The organism is Corynebacterium glutamicum ATCC 13032, assembly GCF_000011325.1.
GTDB classification, from domain to species: Bacteria; Actinomycetota; Actinomycetes; order Mycobacteriales; family Mycobacteriaceae; genus Corynebacterium; species Corynebacterium glutamicum.
On the sequence record NC_003450.3, the window covers coordinates 2,134,313 to 2,149,443 of the forward strand.

Below are 15,131 nucleotides of genomic sequence, written 5' to 3' on the forward strand. Positions count from 1 at the left end.
TTGCTATTAGTGAAAAGCACCAATAATACATGCGACGCTACCAGCTGAAGCACAGATGTTCAGGAGCACCTCACCAACGACAAAAGCCCGTTGTTTTCGCATTTTTGCAAAAACAACGGGCTTTTGAGCTTTGAGGGCTTAAGCAGATTCCTCCGCAGCAAGCTGTCCACAAGCCGCAGCGATTTCTTGTCCCTTGGTATCACGCACAGTGCATGGAACACCCTTGGCGATCACACGACGCACAAACTCATCCTGACGAGCCTTTGGTGCAGCATCCCACTTAGAACCAGGAGTTGGGTTCAATGGAATCAAGTTGACGTGCACACGGGAGCCCAAAGCCTTATGCAGCTTCTCGCCCAGCATATCTGCGCGCCAATCCTGGTCATTCACATCGCGAATGAGCGCATACTCGATGGAGACGCGACGGCCAGACTTATCTGCGTAGTAACGAGCAGCGTCCAGTACCTCAGCGACAGGCCAACGATTGTTGACTGGCACGAGAGTGTCACGCAACTCATCGTCTGGAGTGTGCAAGGAAACTGCCAAAGTTACGGACATCTCTTCGTCGGCAAGCTTCCTGATAGCTGGAGCGAGGCCCACGGTGGAGACAGTCACACTGCGCTGGGAAATGCCGAAGCCCGCAGGGCTTGGCTGCGTGATCTGACGAACAGCCGACACCACGCGCTTGTAGTTAGCGAGAGGCTCGCCCATTCCCATGAACACAATGTTGGACAGACGACCGCCCTCTGACTGCATCGTTGCAGCAGCATTACGAACCTGATCCACGATCTCACCGATTGAAAGGTTACGGTCCAAACCGCCCTGACCAGTTGCACAGAATGGGCACGCCATGCCGCAACCAGCCTGCGAAGAAATACACAGCGTGGAGCGATCTGAATAGCGCATGAGAACAGACTCAAGCAAAGTGCCATCATGGAGCTTCCATAACGTCTTCTGAGTTGTATCGTCATCGGTTTCGACGACGCGCAGAGGAGACATCAACGTTGGAAAAAGAGCATCCTTGACTTCTTGACGAGCACCTTCAGGCAGGTCCGTCATAGTGAGTGGGTCAGCCTCGAGGCGACCATAGTAGTGTCGAGCGATCTGATTGAGTCGGAATTTGGGCAAGCCGAGCTCTTTAAGAGCCTCAATGCGAGCCTCATCATTAAGATCCGCAAAGTGGGTTGGGGGCATGCCACGCTTAGGTGCGTTAAAAACCAGTGGTACAGGTGTAGCCATAATGTCCCTATTCTTTCAGATGTTATGTAATTGTTGAACTTATTGGGCTGATTTGGGTGGCGGAACGGTGATTCTACGAGTTCAATGGCTGTATGAGCAACAGACCTGTGGATCCATTTGAGACCAACCCAAACGACCTTCCCACCGGTTTAGACCCAGCATACGAAGGTAACAGTGAGTTAAACCCGCTTGGAGGAAAAAATATTCCCGACGAGCCTGAGGTGACTGCAAACACACCTGCAGTTCAAGAAGAACCTGCTTACTCGGAGCCAGAAACTGCCGTTGAGTCGAAGCGTCAGGCGAAGCAGAACACAAAGAAGTCCGAACCTGTTGTGGCTCCAAAACAAACACTTGCCGGTGGCACGTGGGTAGCTCTCATCGTAGGCGCACTTTTGCTAATCCTACTGTTGGTCTTCATCATGCAGAACCAAACCACCGTAGAGCTTAACCTTTTTGCGTGGACCTTCCAATTCCCAGCCGGAATCGGTTTCCTACTAGCAGCCATTACCGGTGCATTGATTATGGCGCTTGTTGGTGGCGTGCGCATGTTTGAGTACCGTCGCCAGTTAAGAAAAATCCGTAAAGCCCTTTAAACTTTGACAGCCAAAAAGGCGCTGAGGTGCACACGTTATGCACCTCAGCGCCTTTCAAGTTTTTTGAACTTAAAGCTGGCCCAAGCTTTACGACGGATACGAGCTGCTGATCACACTCAGGATCAACCACGTCACCATCGCGGCCGGGAGCATGCCATCCAAACGGTCCATCAATCCGCCGTGGCCTGGAAGAAGGTTCGACATATCCTTGATGCCCAAATCGCGTTTGAACTGCGACTCAACCAAGTCACCCAACGTGGCGCACACAACTAGGGCACAACCCAAGATCACACCCATCCACCAGTGGTGATCGAGCAGGAAGTGAACACTGAGTGCACCAGTGACCGATCCTAAGACAATGGAGCCGGCAAAGCCTTCCCAAGACTTCTTCGGACTCACCAACGGCGCCATTGGGTGCGATCCAAAGAACACACCCGCGATATACCCGCCCACATCCGATGCGATCACACACAGCATGAACGTCAAAATGAAATATGTACCCGGGATGGAATTGTTTTGCATCAGCGACAGCATCGCAGCGAAGCTTCCGAACAATGGAATCCAGGTGAGCACGAAGATGCCCACAGAGGTGTCCCTCAAATAGTTGCGGGCTTCTTTTTCCGTGCCATTGTAGAAAATTCGGAAATACATCAGCACCAACACAGTGGCCACAAAAGACGCCAAAATGCCCATCGTGCCAAATGGCCATGACAGCCAGATGATTGCCTGACCGCCGATGATCATAATCGGCAGTGGCAAATGATAGCCGCCTTCTTTAAGTCTGCTACCAACTTCCCATGTTGCTGCAGCCATAAAACCTGCAACGAGGATGTACCAACCCCATGGGCTTAGGACAATCCCCAAAAGAACCAGGACCCCCAGTCCGATCCCCACAGCAATGGCAGCTTTGAGATCTCGACCCGCATTATTTTTGGGTTTGGGCATCCTCATGGACCGGTGATGTTGCTCCGGTTCATTCATGGGTTCTCCTTGAAGTTTCTAACAATGTCACTGTTGATGGTGCCAGCATTTTCGAAAAAATTCTTCCAAACACTCTTGCAAGCAAAAGAAAGCGTCGTTTCCCCGCCCAATCGACGTTGAAACGACGTAATTCTTAAGCCATTGCGATAAAGGTCTTCTAGACCTCCATCAGTTCCTTTTCCTTGCGAGCAACGACTTCATCGACCTGCGCAACAAAACCAGCGGTGACTTTATCTAGTTCTTTTTCTGCTGCCTGTACTTCATCTTCGCCAGCGTCGCCATCTTTTTGCAGCTTCTTTAGCTGGTCCATGCCCTTGCGGCGGATGTTACGAATGGCAATCTTGCCGTCTTCGCCCTTACCCTTAGCAAGCTTGACCATGTCCTTACGACGCTCTTCAGTAAGCTGTGGGATGGTCACACGCAGCACCTGGCCATCGTTGGTGGGGTTAACACCAAGGTCAGAGTTACGGATAGCATTCTCAATGACCTGCATGGAAGACATCTCATAAGGCTTGATCAGCAGCATGCGAGGCTCTGGAACAGTGATGCCTGACATCTGAGTAATAGGAGTAGGCACGCCGTAGTATTCAGCCATGACACCGTTGAACATAGCCGGGTTTGCGCGACCGGTACGAATGGTGGTCAAGTCTTCGCGGGTGTGCTCGACCGTTGCGGTCATGCGCTCTTCCGCTTCGAACAGAATTTCATCAATCATTTATTCACTCCTGTGTTTTTCTAACAGCGTGGATTCTGATGGATCCTAGAATCGAACCTAGATAAGCCACGCTGTTTATAAGACTAAATGTATCAGGACTCGACCAGAGTACCGATACGTTCACCGCTGATGGCGCGAGCAATGTTGCCTTCAGTAAGCAGGTTAAACACCAAGATAGGCATCTTGTTGTCCATGCAGAGGCTGAATGCAGTTGCATCGGCAACCTTCAGGCCCTTCTCAATTACTTCCTTTGGAGTAATTTCGGTGAAGAGCTCAGCATCTGGGTTGGTACGAGGATCATCGCTGTACACACCGTCAACAGCCTTAGCCATCAGTAGGACGTCACAGCCGATTTCCAACGCACGCTGTGCAGCAGTGGTGTCCGTGGAAAAGTACGGCATACCCATGCCAGCACCGAAGATGACAACGCGGCCCTTTTCCAGGTGGCGTTCTGCGCGCAGTGGCAGATATGGTTCTGCGACCTGTGCCATGTTGATGGCGGTCTGGACACGGCATTCAACGCCATGCTGACCGAGGAAGTCCTGCAAGGCGAGGCAGTTCATGACTGTGCCGAGCATACCCATGTAATCGGACCGTGCGCGGTCCATGCCACGCTGCTGAAGCTCAGCTCCGCGGAAGAAGTTTCCGCCACCGATAACAACGGCAATCTCTGCTCCAGTTTTAGCAACTTCAGCGATCTGACGTGCAACATTGTCTACTACATCAGGATCGACGCCGACTTTGCCACCACCAAACATTTCACCTCCGAGCTTTAACATCACTCGCTTGTATCCTGTACGGGGTTGTTCACTCGAGGTGGTCACAGTGGTGTTCTCCTTCAGTAGGGGTTGTGCCAACCGCTTTTAACATCGGCCACGGGGTACGCCTTGAAAAAATCACAGCAACCAAGAAGCCACTGAGACCCAAATTCAGGGCACCCCTATTCCTGGGATTCGATCTTACATCGACCCTTGTATTCAATGCGGAAAGACTAGGGGTTTAGGTTAAGAAGTTATAGAAAAATAACTCCACGCAGAATGAAGCCCCACGCACCTGAATCGATGCGCGGGGCAACCTTCTAAAGTGTTTAAGTCTTTTTCAAAACTTAAAAAGGCGAGGTGGGGATCAACAGACACCCACCCACAACCTTCAAGTGGCCTTAAGCCTGGCCGACCTCGAAGCGAGCGAAGGAGGTGACGGTAACGCCAGCCTCGTCCAGAAGAGCCTTAACGGTCTTCTTGCTGTCAGCTACCGAGGACTGCTCAAGAAGTACGTTCTCCTTGTAGAAGCCATTCAAACGACCCTCAACGATCTTAGGGATAGCCTGCTCTGGCTTGCCCTCTTCGCGAGTGATCTGCTCAGCGATGGAGCGCTCCTTCTCGATGATCTCTGCAGGAACGTCCTCACGGGTGAGGTAAGAAGCCTTCAGAGCAGCAATCTGCATTGCAGCCTGACGTGCAGCTGCCTCAGCTGCTTCACCTTCACCGGTGAAAGCAACCAAAACGCCAACTGCTGGTGGCAGGTCAGCGGAACGCTGGTGGAGGTAAACAGCGGTCTTGTCGCCCTCGAGGGTTACTGCGCGACGAAGCTCAAGCTTCTCGCCGATCTTTGCGGAGAACTCCTGCAGAGCTGCGTCTGCGGTCTGTCCGTCCACGTCAACTGCTGCGAGCTCTTCCTGGGAGTTAGCCTTTGCAGCTGCTGCTGCGTCTGCAACCTTTGCAGCGAATTCCTTGAAGTCAGAGTTCTTTGCAACGAAGTCGGTCTCAGAGTTGACCTCGACCATGGTGTTGCCAGAAACTGCAACGAGACCTTCGGTAGCGTTACGCTCTGCACGCTTTCCGACGTCCTTTGCGCCCTTGACGCGCAGGATCTCAACAGCCTTGTCGAAGTCGCCAGCGGACTCCTCCAGAGCCTTCTTGCAATCGAGCATGCCGGAACCGGTGAGTTCGCGGAGCTTCTTAACATCCGCAGCGGTGTAGTTCGCCATTACGGGGCGATCCTCCTTATGTATGGATAATTAATGCTTTACAAGCTTAGGTTAGGGCACAGTAGCCCTACCCGCCCGTCTAAAAAGTGATCGTACAGGTATTCAGTCGATTACGTTGCGACACGGCGGGCTGGCTGCCCAAAAAGCCCCCACGGCGATGAAATTTTAAAAGTCAAAGTTCCATTGTCGTGGGGGCTTTAAATTGGTCAGCTAACTGCAGAAACTGCAGTTAAGGGCAGCTTACTCAGCTGCAGGTGCCTCTTCAGCCTCAGCTGCAGGTGCCTCTTCAGCCTCAGCTGCTGCTGGTGCTTCCTCTGCCTCAGGCTTTGCGTCGCCTGCTGCATCCTTAGCAGCTGCCAGCTGACGCTCCTCGCGTGCCTTCTTACCCTCTTCCACAGCGGTGGAGATAACGCGGGAAAGCAGTGCGGTGGAGCGGATTGCGTCGTCGTTACCAGGAACTGGGAAGTCAACAACGTCTGGGTCACAGTTGGTGTCCAGGATGGCAACAACTGGGATGTTCAGCTTGTGAGCCTCAGCGACAGCGATGTGCTCCTTGTTGGTGTCAATGATCCACAGTGCGGAAGGCACGCGGGTCATCTCTGCGATACCACCGAGGACGCGCTCCAGCTTGGTGCGCTCACGGGTCAGCATGAGAACTTCGCGCTTGGTGCGACCCTCGTAGCCGTTTTCTGCAGCATCCATTGCCTGCAGTTCCTTCATGCGGTTCAGACGCTTGGAAACGGTCTGGAAGTTGGTCAGCATGCCGCCGAGCCAACGGTGGTTCACGTAAGGCATACCAACGCGGTCTGCCTCAACCTGAACAGCTTCCTGAGCCTGCTTCTTGGTACCAACGAAAAGAACGGTGCCACCGTGAGCAACGGTTTCCTTGACGAACTCGAAAGCCTGATCGATGTAGGTCAGGGTCTGCTGAAGGTCAATGATGTAGATGCCGTTACGCTCGGTGAAGATGAAACGACGCATCTTTGGGTTCCAGCGGCGGGTCTGGTGGCCAAAGTGCACACCAGCATCGAGAAGCTCTCGCATGGTTACGACTGCCATGTTAAGCCCCTTTCTAAGTCTTAGGGTTTCGGTTTTGAAAATTTGTGCAGGTTTTTATCCTGCACCCTAGCGGTGGTTTCCCAGGTCAACACCCTAAAACTCGAATGAGCTGTTTGGGACCTCGTTGCTCCGGAGTTGAATGTGCATTCAACGCCACCGCGCGTAGTCAGTAGTTAAAATTACCCCTCACCATGCTTTCAGGCATGATGAAACACAATTCGGACACACTGCTGCCGACAAGTTTACATACTTTGACCTGCAATCCCAAACCCTCCCGCAGGTGCTGTGGATTGTTTCAGGACATGTCTTTTACTACTACCCCAATTGCCCCACTTTCCACAGGGGTCAGATTGTTTGATGGACGGAGCGCTTGAGTCCAGCAATGCTGAATTTCATGCCCTTTCGACTGATGTGGATTCTGGCCCTTACGTTCACCCTCACCCTGCTCACATCCCCAGCGTTGGCCCACCCTTACGTAAATCCTGCGACAGGCAGTGACCGTGCAGGCCCTATTCTTCGGGGCTTTGATAAGCCCGAGAAGAATTGGCTTCCAGGTCACCGCGGCGTGGATCTACCCCTAAACATTGGAGAAACAGTGTTGGCCAGTGGCTCGGGCACTGTCGCTTTTGCCGGCATCGTTGTTGGAACTCCGACCATTTCCATTGATCACGCCGATGGCGTTCGAACCACATACCAACCAGTTCACGCCCACGTGTCAGTTGGCGAACACGTGGAAGAAGGCGATGCCATAGGCATCCTTGGCCATCCAACCACTAAATTCCCTGGACTTCAGTGGGGCGCAAAAATAGGTGAAGAATATATCAATCCCCTATCGCTACTTCCCCGGCCAACCATTCGCCTTAAACCTCTTAACTAGGCACGTGGATGCGCTTTATTAAACGCTTCAAGCAGTCTCTTATTACTGACGTGGGTATAGATCTGCGTCGTTTGCATTGACGAGTGCCCTAATAGTTCTTGAACCTGGCGAAGGTCCGCCCCACCGTCCAGCAAGTGAGTTGCCGCAGTATGCCGCAGCGAGTGTGGTGACAAATGGTCAACGCCAGTGACTTTTGCCGCTCGATCAACAATCCTTCGAACTTGGCGCGCATTAATTCGCTGACCCCGCACCCCAACAAAGAGCGCTTTGGGATCTTCCGTCATCTCATCGCGCACATCTAGCCAATTTCTTAACGCCTTGTGTGCCGATTCCCCGAATGGGACAACGCGCTCTTTATTTCCTTTACCCAGCACTCGTACCATTTTGCGGTCGTAGTCAATGTCTGAAAGATCGATTCCACAGAGTTCAGCAACACGCATTCCCGTGGCATAAAGAAGCTCCAGAATCGCGGAATCACGCAGGAACTCTTCTTCATTTGTGGAAGCTGCGTTTTCCACAAAGTCTCCTGCCTGCTGTTCCCCGAGAATCTTAGGTAGATCCCTCGTGATCTTCGGTGAAATGAGTCGGGCTGCTTCATCAGCTTTGAGGTGGCCGTTTTTCTGAGCCCATGAAGAAAACGCCTTGACAGATGCAGTTCTTCTGGCGAGTGTTGCCCTGGACTTTCCCTCATCTACCGCTATACCAAGCCATTGGCGCAGAGTCGGCAGGGAGAAATTGTCGATATCTTCGATTGTGTCAGCCATGGCATAAAGGTCTGATCGATATCCGCGAATTGTTGCGGCTGAACGACCCACCACAAGGTCTAGATGCTCACAGAAATCGTCGATAAGCGTATGCAGCTTGGACGGCGCGTCGGCGCCGGAAATACCAGAAGGTGGCGCGTTCCGCCCGGAACGCGCCACCTTCTTTTTTGACTCACCCATAGTGCTAACCCTAGCGCGATGTCCCCCCACAGTTGTGGAGCCACATTGCGGAACCGTCTTCAAGGAACCAGCCCGAACCTTGAAGAAGTTTACTTAGGCTTGCCTCACACACACTATCTTTCGGTTGATGCGGATGCAACCTTTTTGTGAAGTTTTTTATATAACCCCCAGGTTTTATGGCATTTCCGCATTTCTCGACCAAGCAGTTCCGTCGCGTTTCACGATTCCGCGCTTGTTCAATGCAATGAGAAGGAAAATTGTTAACTGCAAGGTCAACCCGGCTTCGGTAGCGATACTCGCCGCTTCCCTCCCCTCTCCTCGGTCGTCTAACGCATCAAAAACTCGCAGCTCATTTCTGGTTAAACCCTGTACTGGAGTGGCCGCGAAGTTTAATTCATACTGAGTTTGGCTATCCATTGCACCCACTGCACCCAGAAGTGACCGAACGTCATCCGCACTGGTGACCATTTGTGCGCTGCCGTTTCGAATCCTTTCGTGGCACCCAAGTGATCCAGCAGTATTTACCGGCCCAGGGACCGCCATAGCAATCCTGCCTAAACCAGCACACCAGCTCAAAGTGTTTAGCGCGCCTGACCTCCAGGCTGCCTCCACCACGACAGTTCCTTGAGATAGAGCAGCAACGAGACGATTGCGAGTGAGAAAGCGGTGGCGTTGAGGTGGAGTTCCCGGTGGATATTCACTCACCAACGCCCCCTTTCCGGATTTGGCAATCTGGTTGAACAGATCTCGATTGTGGCTGGGGTACGAGCGATCCAATCCGCATGCTGCGATCGCGATGGTGGAGCCTTGTGCACGTACGGCTTCACTATGGGCGACGCTATCAACTCCCAAGGCACCACCTGAGATGATTGTCCACTGATGAGACACAAGGTTTTGGGTGAATTCCCGAGTTACTTCCGTGCCATATTGGCTTATTGCCCTGGTGCCCACGAGTGTGACGGACTGTGCACTGAGTGTTCTGAGATTTCCTCCCCTAATCCACAACGCATGCGGTGGCAGCGCATCATCTTGATAGGTACGCACATGATCACTCATGCCAGAAGCGGCAAATCCAAAAGCATGGTCTAATTCTTCCATCGGCCATTCGTCGTCTTCAGGTGTGATGAGCCGCCCACCGAGTTTGGCGATAGTTTCCAGATCAGTTTGCGCGGTATCAATCGAGTACCGGGAATCGGTGTTTTTCAGCAGACCTTCGCCAATCCACTCTTCGCGGTGTTTAATACCAAATGCGATCCGCTCTACATCATGACCTTCTTTCAGGAGCTTTTGCAGGTGTGCATTGGGACCCTCCACCACTTTTGAGAGATACGCCCATGCCAGCAAGCGGGAGTCAATCATGCTGCTACCTCACTGTATGTAGTGCCCCGAAGCTCCATGGCTCGCGCAATATGGTCAAGATTGGGCTGCTGTTCCCCATCCAAATCGCACAAGGTCCAACCCAGTTTTATGGCCCGATCGCAGCCACGTTGGGAGATTGTTCCTTCCGCCAGGAACGCGCCGAGGTACACCATGGCGTCTTCTGTTGCGGCAAAATTCCTCCGCAAGAAGTGTGGATCTACGTGTGCATTAACAAGATTTCCCAGTCCAGAACGGCGCCATCGGAAAGCTGCCCTCTCACGAGCTTGTGCCACCCGATCAGCAATGGGAGCAGATGCCTCAACGTCATCACTACGCAGCACTGCACCTTTAGAGTGGGTGGCAACAACCATGTCCAAGCGATCCCTCAACGGACCCGAAAGATTATTAAGGTACGTCGCGCGAGCTGAGCCAGAACAGACACATTCTTGAGGCTGTTCTGCACCGCATCTACACGGATTGGCCGCGAGGATGAGCTGGAACTGTGCGGGGAAGGTGACATCATGGCGGGATCTGATGATGCGGATCGAGCCGTATTCCAATGGAGTCCTCAAAGAATCAAGGATTGACGCTGGAATCTCACTAACCTCATCCAGGAACAACACACCATGATGCGCCAGGCTGATAGCACCCGGAAGAGGAGATCCCGAGCCACCTCCGAGCAGAGCAGCCTTGCTGACATTGTGGTGTGGGGAAATAAACGGAGCCCTCGACACCGGCCCTGAAAAGGTTCGCCCCACAACGGAATGCACTGCCGTCGCCTCGATCATTTGTTGGGGCGACAGTTCGGGAAGCAAGCTGGGAATCCGCTCGGCGATCATGGATTTTCCAGAACCGGGAGGGCCAATCATCAGCATGTGGTGACCACCGGCAGCAGCTACTTCTGCAGCAAACCTAGCTTCTGGTTGTCCCACCACATCACGCATATCAGGCAGTTTGAGGCTATTTTCATCATTGAATAGTCCAGGCTGAGGCAACGCCTCTTCCCCATCAAGCCATCGCAAGACCTGGTCGATGGAATGTGCCAAAAAGACTGAAGGATCCTCAACCAGTCCTGCTTCTTGGGCATTTCCCTCCGGGATCACAATCTTGCCAATACCTTCCTCCTTCGCGGCCAACAGCGCTGGAAGAACTCCAGTAACAGGGAGCAAGGTTCCATCAAGCGCCACCTCACCCAGAAATAACGTGTTCTGCGCATGAAACTTCGCTTTGGGGTTAGAGCCATGGGCAACGAGAACTGCAACGGTCATCGCGAGATCACACTGCGAACCTTGTTTACGCATGGAAGCCGGCGAGAGGTTAATGATCACTTTGGTCTTTGGCCACATCAAGCCACTGTTTTGCACCGCAGTTTTAATACGATCCCGAGATTCTGAAATGGCAGTATCTGCTAATCCAACAATGTAGGTACCAGGCAATCCTGGGCCAACATTAGCCTCCACACGAACGATTTTTGCCTGCACACCTAATTGCGCAGTGGATATAGTTCTACCGAGCGCCATGTTCCACATCCTCATAAACAGTGATCTCTGGGCGCCCCGTGTGCGGATCCAAAACGATTGCCACCACATCAAAACGAATCGGAGTATAAGGTTTACCCTCCAGCCACAGTGCAGCTGCACGCCTCATCCGCAACATTTTCTGATTGTTCACAGCCGCTGCTGAATCAAAAGCCGACCCCCGCCGAGTCTTCACTTCTACAAAAACAACAACTCCGCTTGCCGAGCGAACAATGAGGTCAAGTTCGCCACATGAATAGCGAACATTTCGATCTAGCAGCGTTGCTTGATCATCTAAATATTGTTGTAGCGCAACATCTTCCCCGAACGCGCCCAGATATTGTTTTTGTGTTTTCATCTGTCCCCCACGATTGTTTAAAAGTCTGATTAAGCTGTGCTTTCAGATTCAACGTGGTTTTATCGCGGGCTTCAAACATCTCCAGTCCTCACCTGTGGATAACCAGTCCCCATCCAGGGTTGTCCACAGGCTGAGCCCACTAAGGGTTGACAAAAGACGCATTCGATCAATCTCGAATACGTCTTTTCAATAAGCAATCCCGCCCAATCAAAGCAAGATCAAAGCAAGATTGAGACGGGATTAATGTGGGATTCCCTAGTGCATAAGCTCGAGCCAAACAATTGAATATCCCATTGTCCAGCGATTTTAAACCTAAGAACTACTCAGGCATGATGATGTCAGGCTTATCTAATTCTTCGATGTTGACGTCCTTGTAGGTGATCACTCGGACGTAGCGAACGAAGCGTGCTGAGCGGTACATGTCCCATACCCAGGCGTCAGACATGCGGACTTCGTAGTAGACATCGTTTCCGCTGTTGTGTGGAATAAGCTGCACTGCATTTGCTAAGTAGAAGCGACGTTCAGTTTCTACAACATAGGAAAACTGGCTGACTACGTCGCGGTATTCGCGGTAAAGAGAGAGTTCAACCTCTGCTTCGTAGTTGTCGAGTTCTTCAGCGCTCATGCTCCACCTTCCGTCGTGTCATTATCTGCAGCGTGTAGCCATTCTTGGTGTGCCTTGGCCACATTTGCATAACTATATCTGTGCTCGGGACTTGCGCCGTGGTGGCGCACCGCATCCATGTGGATCTTCGTACTGTAGCCTTTGTGAATTTCGAGACCGTAGTGCGGGTAGTCGTTGGCCATGTCGGTCATGATGTCGTCGCGGGTTTGTTTGGCTAATACACTTGCGGCGGCGATGCATCGGGCGGAGGCGTCTCCGCCGATGATGGGTAGGTATGGGACTGTGAAGCCGGGGACTTTCATGGCGTCGGTAAGTACGTAGCCGGGTTGGGTGCCTAGGGCGGCTACGGCTCGTCGCATGCCGGAGATGTTTGCGTGTTGGATGCCAAATCGGTCGATGTCTTGGGCGGAGATCACGATGACTGACCAAGCGAGTGCGTGTTTTTTGATCAGTGGCATGAGTTTTTCGCGGGTGCTGGCACTGAGCTTTTTGGAGTCTGTCAGTGCGGCTAGCTCCTGGATGGGTTTGTCCGGGAGTATGCATGCGGCAATTGAAATGGGTCCGCAGCAGGCACCGCGTCCAGCTTCGTCTACTCCTGCAACGGGCCCTAGCCCGTTGCGTGACAAGGTGACCTCAAAGGTCCGTAGATGCTTTAAGCGTCGCATTGAGGGGGGCGTCGAAAAGCGAATTACTAGCCTTTGATGGCAGGGTCGTCGACGCCACCGATTCGGCTAAATGGCAGGATAATTGCTTGAACTTTGCCCTTGATGTTTTCCTCAGGGATGGTTCCTTGGTACTGATCGCCCAGGTGGTAGCGGGAATCCATGGAGTTGGTGCGGTTGTCACCCATCATGAAGTAGTTGCCGCCAGGCACGGTGATGGGGCCGAAATAGTTGCCGCCGCATTCGGTGGAACCGGAGGTCTCATCGATGGGGAATTGCGCAGGTTGCAGCGTGTAGCTGTCATCGACTTCCTTGCCGTCAACCATGATTCCAGGATCACCGGCTTGGCACGAAACAGTCTGACCGCCGGTGGCGATAATGCGCTTGACCAGGTCATTTTCATCAGGTGCGACAAGACCCACGTAAGAACCCAGGTTCTGCAGGCCGCGGATCACCGAATTATCGGAACGCTGCGTAGTGAATCCAACGTTCCAGGAATCAGTACCCTTGAACACCACAACATCGCCCGGCTCTGGATCCGTGAAGTAGTAAGAAACCTTCTCCACCAGGATGCGGTCACCCGTGCAGCCCTCACATCCGTGCAAAGTAGGTTCCATCGAACCACTCGGAATCATGTACATGCGTCCGACAAACGTCTGGAGCACGAAAATCAGCGCGAGGGTCAAAACCACAACCACTGGAATTTCGATGTACCACGGAGTTGGCTTCGATTCCTTCTTAGACTTTCCAGCACGTCGACCAGGACGACCGTCCTGCGTGGAATCGTCAGCATTTGAAGCACTAGAAAAATCAGTCACGGGAGTTCACTCTAGCAGCATTACATTAAGGCTGACCTGAATCACACGTGTGCCGAAAAATACTTCTTCGCCCAAAGCTGCACCTCGGCGCCATGCGCCTTCCAAAAAGGCATTGCTTTTCGACGTCCCCCTACGCTTCGATTTTGCAAAATTATTTAGGCAAGGCTACCTTTTGCCTATGCATATGAAGATTAGCCGGCGCGCATTCCTCGGCACACTGCTCGGCGCCACCACCCTTGCTGTAACTGCCTGCGCGCAATCCTCTCAAAACCAAAACTCCTCCGCTTCCTCATCTTCTTCATCCTCAGCGGAATCAAGCACCTCTTCATCCTCCTCCGATGAACAGCGCATCGTCGCCCTCAACACCGGTCAGTTGGACAACCTCCTCCTTCTCGGCATCACCCCAGTGGGCGTCGCCGCTGCAAAAAACTCTGACCTGATCCCACAGTTCCTCAAGGATCGCTTCGGTGCAGACATGGACTTGGACAGCATCGCCGACTGCGGTCTCCGCCAATCTCCAGACATCGAAGCCATCGCGAACCTCAACCCCACCCTGATCTGCGCAAACTCCCGCGCCGACGAAGAGGTCCTCAACAAACTCCGCACGATCGCCCCCGTGGTCACCGGCGAAGGTGGCGGTGAAAACTGGAAGCAAGACCTCCTCACCATCGCAGAGGCAGCAGGCCAGAAGGAAAAGGCTGAAACCCTCCTGAAATCATACGAGGACTCAGCAGCCGAAATCGCCGCAAACCAGCCTGCGAACCCACCAACCGTTTCCTTCCTGCGCACCAAAGATCAGGAATTCCAGATGTACGGCGCACAATCCATGGCCGGAACGGTTGCTGCCGATTGCGGTTACGCCCGCCCAGAAAACCAGCAGTTCACCGACACGGCAGGTCAAGACCTCTCCGCTGAGCTCATTGCCCAAGCTGATGCCGACTGGCTTTTCTACGGCATCAAAGAAGGCAACATCAACCCTGAAGACACCCCATTGTGGACTTCACTCAAAGCGGTTCAGTCCAACCAAGCAATCCCAGTTGACGGCGATTCCTGGTACCTCAACGCATCCCTCGTGTCGGCTGAAATCATCCTCCAAGGCCTCAAAGACAACGTCACCGTCTAAGCCGATTTAAGGGCCTCAAATTTCCGAATGGGCGTTCCCCTCATCATGACACCGAAGGGCCCTTAGAATCGATTCTATGAGGTCACTTTTTGTGGGCCCAAACTCAAATTTTAGTTTGCTCCAGAGGAAACCAGACAGGCGTGCCCATAGTTGTCGAAATCGACAAGTTTTGGCACGTGTATCCGGTTATCGGAGCCTCAAACCAAACAGGCGTGCCCAAATCCCCCAAATCACGGAAGTTTTGGCACCCCTGTTTGGTTTTTCCTTTTGGTCG

General features: G+C 52.8%; 16 protein-coding genes. 3 read left to right on the forward strand and 13 right to left on the reverse strand.

Translation table 11 applies throughout. The features are described from left to right. Positions 1-138: 138 nt before the first annotated feature. Complete coding sequence (rlmN, locus tag CGL_RS10045; protein ID WP_003861738.1) at positions 139-1,239, reverse strand: 23S rRNA (adenine(2503)-C(2))-methyltransferase RlmN; 1,101 nt, start codon at positions 1,237-1,239, stop codon at positions 139-141. A gap of 92 nt (positions 1,240-1,331) precedes the next feature. On the opposite strand from rlmN, the gene CGL_RS10050 reads away from it, so the two are divergent. Then, a complete protein-coding gene (locus tag CGL_RS10050; protein ID WP_011897422.1) occupies positions 1,332-1,832 on the forward strand; it encodes a LapA family protein in 501 nt (166 codons plus the stop codon). A gap of 87 nt (positions 1,833-1,919) precedes the next feature. On the opposite strand, the gene CGL_RS10055 is transcribed toward CGL_RS10050, so the two are convergent. From CGL_RS10055 to rpsB, 5 genes are all read right to left on the reverse strand, one after another. Beyond that, positions 1,920-2,813 (reverse strand): phosphatidate cytidylyltransferase, encoded by an 894-nt coding sequence (locus tag CGL_RS10055; RefSeq protein ID WP_003857552.1) that lies wholly within the window; start codon positions 2,811-2,813, stop codon positions 1,920-1,922. A 157-nt stretch (positions 2,814-2,970) separates the two neighbouring features. After that, a complete protein-coding gene (frr, locus tag CGL_RS10060) occupies positions 2,971-3,528 on the reverse strand; it encodes a ribosome recycling factor (protein ID WP_011014829.1) in 558 nt (185 codons plus the stop codon). Between the two features lie 92 nt (positions 3,529-3,620). Further along, positions 3,621-4,352: a UMP kinase gene (pyrH, locus tag CGL_RS10065; protein WP_006284182.1), complete on the reverse strand. Its 732-nt coding sequence runs from the start codon at positions 4,350-4,352 to the stop codon at positions 3,621-3,623. A 335-nt stretch (positions 4,353-4,687) separates the two neighbouring features. Beyond that, positions 4,688-5,515 (reverse strand): translation elongation factor Ts, encoded by an 828-nt coding sequence (gene tsf, locus CGL_RS10070; protein WP_011014830.1) that lies wholly within the window; start codon positions 5,513-5,515, stop codon positions 4,688-4,690. A 240-nt stretch (positions 5,516-5,755) separates the two neighbouring features. Next, positions 5,756-6,574, reverse strand: coding sequence for a 30S ribosomal protein S2 (rpsB, locus tag CGL_RS10075; protein ID WP_011014831.1), 819 nt, complete (start codon positions 6,572-6,574; stop codon positions 5,756-5,758). 382 nt (positions 6,575-6,956) lie between these two features. Between rpsB and CGL_RS10080 the strand changes: the two genes are divergently transcribed. Further along, positions 6,957-7,451, forward strand: coding sequence for a M23 family metallopeptidase (locus CGL_RS10080; protein WP_011014832.1), 495 nt, complete (start codon positions 6,957-6,959; stop codon positions 7,449-7,451). Here CGL_RS10080 and CGL_RS10085 read toward each other — a convergent pair. From CGL_RS10085 to lepB, 7 genes are all read right to left on the reverse strand, one after another. Continuing rightward, positions 7,448-8,395 carry a tyrosine recombinase XerC gene (locus CGL_RS10085; protein ID WP_011014833.1) on the reverse strand — a complete coding sequence of 316 codons (948 nt, stop codon included), beginning with the start codon at positions 8,393-8,395 and terminating at the stop codon, positions 7,448-7,450. The genes CGL_RS10080 and CGL_RS10085 overlap by 4 nt on opposite strands. Before the next feature lie 174 nt (positions 8,396-8,569). Beyond that, on the reverse strand, positions 8,570-9,754 hold the full coding sequence (gene dprA, locus CGL_RS10090; protein WP_003861752.1) for a DNA-processing protein DprA: 1,185 nt from the start codon (positions 9,752-9,754) through the stop codon (positions 8,570-8,572). Then, complete coding sequence (locus CGL_RS10095) at positions 9,751-11,274, reverse strand: YifB family Mg chelatase-like AAA ATPase (RefSeq protein WP_011014834.1); 1,524 nt, start codon at positions 11,272-11,274, stop codon at positions 9,751-9,753. Before CGL_RS10095 ends, dprA begins: the two co-directional genes overlap by 4 nt. After that, positions 11,261-11,629: a YraN family protein gene (locus CGL_RS10100; RefSeq protein ID WP_011014835.1), complete on the reverse strand. Its 369-nt coding sequence runs from the start codon at positions 11,627-11,629 to the stop codon at positions 11,261-11,263. The genes CGL_RS10095 and CGL_RS10100 overlap by 14 nt, the downstream gene beginning before the upstream one ends. Positions 11,630-11,948: 319 nt before the next feature. Further along, positions 11,949-12,254: a DUF2469 domain-containing protein gene (locus CGL_RS10105; protein WP_003857573.1), complete on the reverse strand. Its 306-nt coding sequence runs from the start codon at positions 12,252-12,254 to the stop codon at positions 11,949-11,951. Further along, positions 12,251-12,919: a ribonuclease HII gene (locus CGL_RS10110; RefSeq protein ID WP_003861890.1), complete on the reverse strand. Its 669-nt coding sequence runs from the start codon at positions 12,917-12,919 to the stop codon at positions 12,251-12,253. Before CGL_RS10110 ends, CGL_RS10105 begins: the two co-directional genes overlap by 4 nt. A 26-nt stretch (positions 12,920-12,945) precedes the next feature. Further along, positions 12,946-13,734, reverse strand: a complete 789-nt coding sequence (gene lepB / locus CGL_RS10115) for a signal peptidase I (protein ID WP_011014836.1) — start codon at positions 13,732-13,734, stop codon at positions 12,946-12,948. Positions 13,735-13,912: 178 nt separating this feature from the next. Between lepB and CGL_RS10120 the strand changes: the two genes are divergently transcribed. Then, positions 13,913-14,857 (forward strand): iron-siderophore ABC transporter substrate-binding protein, encoded by a 945-nt coding sequence (locus CGL_RS10120; RefSeq protein ID WP_011265861.1) that lies wholly within the window; start codon positions 13,913-13,915, stop codon positions 14,855-14,857. Positions 14,858-15,131: the final 274 nt, after the last annotated feature.

Excerpts from the sequence above, each read along its gene's own strand:
- rpsB (WP_011014831.1), bottom strand. The coding sequence starts at position 6,574 with ATGGCAGTCGTAACCATGCGAGAGCTTCTCGATGCTGGTGTGCACTTT.
- dprA (WP_003861752.1), bottom strand. The coding sequence starts at position 9,754 with ATGATTGACTCCCGCTTGCTGGCATGGGCGTATCTCTCAAAAGTGGTG.
- tsf (WP_011014830.1), bottom strand. The coding sequence starts at position 5,515 with ATGGCGAACTACACCGCTGCGGATGTTAAGAAGCTCCGCGAACTCACC.
- frr (WP_011014829.1), bottom strand. The coding sequence starts at position 3,528 with ATGATTGATGAAATTCTGTTCGAAGCGGAAGAGCGCATGACCGCAACG.
- CGL_RS10085 (WP_011014833.1), bottom strand. The coding sequence starts at position 8,395 with ATGGGTGAGTCAAAAAAGAAGGTGGCGCGTTCCGGGCGGAACGCGCCA.
- rlmN (WP_003861738.1), bottom strand. The coding sequence starts at position 1,239 with ATGGCTACACCTGTACCACTGGTTTTTAACGCACCTAAGCGTGGCATG.
- CGL_RS10120 (WP_011265861.1), top strand. The coding sequence starts at position 13,913 with ATGCATATGAAGATTAGCCGGCGCGCATTCCTCGGCACACTGCTCGGC.
- CGL_RS10095 (WP_011014834.1), bottom strand. The coding sequence starts at position 11,274 with ATGGCGCTCGGTAGAACTATATCCACTGCGCAATTAGGTGTGCAGGCA.
- CGL_RS10080 (WP_011014832.1), top strand. The coding sequence starts at position 6,957 with ATGCTGAATTTCATGCCCTTTCGACTGATGTGGATTCTGGCCCTTACG.
- CGL_RS10110 (WP_003861890.1), bottom strand. The coding sequence starts at position 12,919 with ATGCGACGCTTAAAGCATCTACGGACCTTTGAGGTCACCTTGTCACGC.
- CGL_RS10100 (WP_011014835.1), bottom strand. The coding sequence starts at position 11,629 with ATGAAAACACAAAAACAATATCTGGGCGCGTTCGGGGAAGATGTTGCG.
- CGL_RS10055 (WP_003857552.1), bottom strand. The coding sequence starts at position 2,813 with ATGAATGAACCGGAGCAACATCACCGGTCCATGAGGATGCCCAAACCC.
- CGL_RS10050 (WP_011897422.1), top strand. The coding sequence starts at position 1,332 with ATGAGCAACAGACCTGTGGATCCATTTGAGACCAACCCAAACGACCTT.
- CGL_RS10105 (WP_003857573.1), bottom strand. The coding sequence starts at position 12,254 with ATGAGCGCTGAAGAACTCGACAACTACGAAGCAGAGGTTGAACTCTCT.